This is a genomic window from Chryseobacterium sp. (assembly GCF_022712095.1).
GTDB lineage: Bacteria > Bacteroidota > Bacteroidia > Flavobacteriales > Weeksellaceae > Chryseobacterium.
This window is the reverse complement of sequence record NZ_JALAHD010000214.1, coordinates 1-3,444: the sequence shown is the minus strand read 5'-3', so window position 1 is coordinate 3,444 and position 3,444 is coordinate 1. Positions and strand designations below refer to the sequence as shown.

Here is a 3,444-nt window from a genome sequence, read left to right as displayed (position 1 = left end):
TTCTATTTTATCATTTGATTATCATTCTATAGGTGCTTACCGTCTGGAAGAACACATGATTAAAATAAAACTAAGCCCGAAGGTGAAAACTGAAACCAAGGAACCTCCCCGACAGAGTCTTGAAAGGATCTTATCTTCATCAGATTTCATTTATGAAGTTTATATTCAGTTTTGTTATAATTTAAAGGATCAGCCGATCAATCGACTGAACAGGGAATGGAAAAAAGCTCCATTCTTTAAAATAGGTGAAGTTGTTATCCAAAAGAACTCTTTTATGAATATTAAAAAACCGGAGGTTGAAATGTTATCTTTTAATCCTTTTGAAAGTATGGAAAACTTAAGGCCTGTAGGAAAAATACAGAAGTTAAGGAATGAAGCTTACCAGACTTCCTTTAAAACCCGCGAGAAGATCAATACCCTTCTCAACAGGAAAAAATAAAAAAGCTTTAACAATGATAAAGCCTTATATATTCTTTTTCTTATCAGGGAATAATAATGAGATGATGACCGAGATTATTAAAACACCTCCTACAATACTCAGTGAGACAGGAGAAGGAACGTGGAACCAGGGAGCAATCAACATTTTAATTCCTATAAAGGTTAAAATAACAGCCAGTCCGTATGACAGTTTGCTGAACATATATATAAAGTTGGCCAGTAAAAAATAAAGTGACCTTAAACCTAAAATAGCAAAAATATTAGAGGTATATAAAATGAAAGGGTCATTAGAGATTGCAAATATGGCAGGAATAGAATCTACTGCAAATAAAACGTCTGTAAATTCTATAACACTCACAACTACCAAAAGAGGAGTAGCCATCTTTATTCCGTTCTGAATGGTAAAGAATTTATCTCCATCATATCCGTCAGAAACTTTCCAAAAACTCTTAATAAGCTTTGCTCCTGCTGTATTACTATAATCTTCATCTTCATCAGCATGTCCTCCACCCCATGACTTAACGCCTGCATACATCAGAAATAATCCAAATAGTGTCATGACTACATTAATCCTTACAGGTTCTCCAAAGACCAGCATTTCAGGCAGGAAGGTCAGATTAATAATTTCAACTCCGGCAAATATAAATATGGCTCTAAAAATCAAAGCTCCTATAATCCCCCAAAATAAGACTTTATGATGTAAATATTTAGGAACTTTAAAAAAACCAAAAACAAGTATAAATACAAATAGATTATCTACAGAGAGTGCTTTTTCAATCCAATAGGCAGCCTGATACTGTGTGAATTTTTCTACGGCAAGCTCATGACTATCCGCCTTATTAAAAACCCAATATACAACTCCCGAAAAAATCATAGAGAGGGAAATCCAGACTACAGACCATAGCGTAGCTTCTTTTGAGGACACTTCATGGCTTTTCTTATTGAAAATCCCTAAATCGAGAAGAAGCATAATAATAACTGTTAGTGCAAACCCCCAAATCAGGCCCGGATGGAGATCTAAAATACTTTGATGTTTTTCCACTTTATTTCAGCATTTATGTAAATCAAAATGATAGTGTCAAAGATAATATTTAAAATAAAACCAGCCTATTTTAATAGCATCTTGATTTAAAATTTATTTCGTCCACAGGATCAAAAACATTCAAAAACAGATAGTGATAAACAATCAAACAGCATATTATTCACCAGTTCCTAATTTTGTTTCCTGTTCATTGGTAATCTAAAAAATGAAGAGTGTACCTTTACAGTTCTCATTTAATACCTTTTCACTCATCTTTCAGGCATTACTTTATAAGTAGGATCATCCTGTATGTTGACTTCAATGACTGCTTCTGCATTTTTAAGCATTTTCCTGCAATCATCACTTAAGTGACGTAAAAACAATGCTTTGTGTTGCTGATGATATCTTTTTGACAGTTTATTCAAAGCGTCAATAGCACTCATATCCACAATCCTGCTTTCTTTAAAGTCCACTACTACTTCATCAGGATCTCCCATCGGATCGAATTTCTCAGTAAAAGCTGCCACTGATCCGAAAAATAAAGGCCCGTATATTTCATAATGTTTTACACCATGATCATCAATGAACTTTCTGGCTCTTATCCTCTTCGCATTATCCCACGCAAATACCAAAGCGGAAATGATAACTCCTACCAGGACAGCCAATGCCAGGTTATGAAGAATTATAGTGATTAATGCTACCGAAATACCTACAAATATATCGGACTTAGGCATTTTATTAATGATACGTACCGATACCCACTGAAATGTACTTATCGCTACCATCATCATGACTCCGACCAAAGCAGCCATTGGAATTTTTTCTATAAAAGGAGCTCCAAACAAAATAATTATTAAAATGGTAATAGAGGCTATAATACCGGATAATCTTGCCCGTGAGCCTGCATTCAGATTGACTAACGTCTGGGCCACCATTGCACAGCCTCCCATTCCTCCAAAAAAACCATTGGTAATATTTGCAATTCCCTGCGCCATGGATTCACGGTTGGCATTTCCTTTGGAGTTAGTAATTTCATCTACCATAGATAGGGTAAGTAAAGACTCTATCAATCCAACCCCTGCCATTACAAGGGCATAAGGAAATATAATACTTAAGGTATCCAGAGAAAAAGGAACCTGGGGAAGATTAAATTCGGGAATATTTCCACTAATATGGGCAATATCGGATACTGTTTTCGTAGGAATTCCCAAAAGACTTACCAATCCGAAAATAAATAAAATAGCGATCAGTGATGCAGGCACCGTTTTGGTGATTTTCGGAAAAAAGTAAACTACAGCAATCGTAAGAGCTGTCAATCCTGCCATTATGTATAAAGGAGTTCCCTGTAGCCAACTCACCACACCATTAGTATCAGTTATTTTAAATTGCTCAATCTGAGCCATAAAAATGATCACTGCCAGACCATTCAGAAAACCATACATTACAGACTGTGGAATAAGCCTGACAAACTTTCCTAATTTAAAAGCCCCCACCAGTATCTGGAAAATTCCGGCCAGAATAATCGCTGCAAAAAGATATTCAACACCATGAGATTTAGCCAAGGCTATAAGAACTACAACAGTAGCTCCGGCACCTCCGGAAACCATTCCCGGACGACCTCCGAAAACTGCAGTAATCAGCCCCATTAAAAAAGCAGCATACAATCCTGTTAAAGGCGAAAGCCCTGCCAAAATAGCAAACGATAGAGATTCAGGAATCATCGTCATGGCAACAGTAAAACCGGCTAACAATTCATTTTTATAATTTACCTTTTTTGAAAAGTCAAATAATACATTAGCAGATTTTCCCATAGATCACAGCTGAAATATAATAGTGGATTCTTCAGAAAGAACATAATTTCTTTCCCAAGCCCACAAAGGTATATACTTGAAACGTTTTACACAATTACGAAGAATATAATTTTCATCTCATTGCGTTAACTTATTACAGGAATGACATTTAAGGATTATTTCACACAAGAGTCT

2 protein-coding genes and 1 pseudogene are annotated in these 3,444 nt (G+C 35.7%); 1 reads left to right on the top strand and 2 read right to left on the bottom strand.

The features are described 5' to 3' along the window. Positions 1–439: pseudogene (locus tag Q0A18_RS11255) on the top strand (catalase); the annotation flags it as partial. A 24-nt stretch (positions 440–463) separates the two neighbouring features. On the opposite strand, the gene Q0A18_RS11250 reads toward Q0A18_RS11255, so the two are convergent. Next, positions 464–1,480, bottom strand: a complete 1,017-nt coding sequence (locus Q0A18_RS11250) for a TerC/Alx family metal homeostasis membrane protein (protein ID WP_292010247.1) — start codon at positions 1,478–1,480, stop codon at positions 464–466. A gap of 248 nt (positions 1,481–1,728) precedes the next feature. Next, positions 1,729–3,270, bottom strand: coding sequence for a SulP family inorganic anion transporter (locus Q0A18_RS11245; protein ID WP_292010246.1), 1,542 nt, complete (start codon positions 3,268–3,270; stop codon positions 1,729–1,731). Between the last annotated feature and the right edge of the window lie 174 nt (positions 3,271–3,444).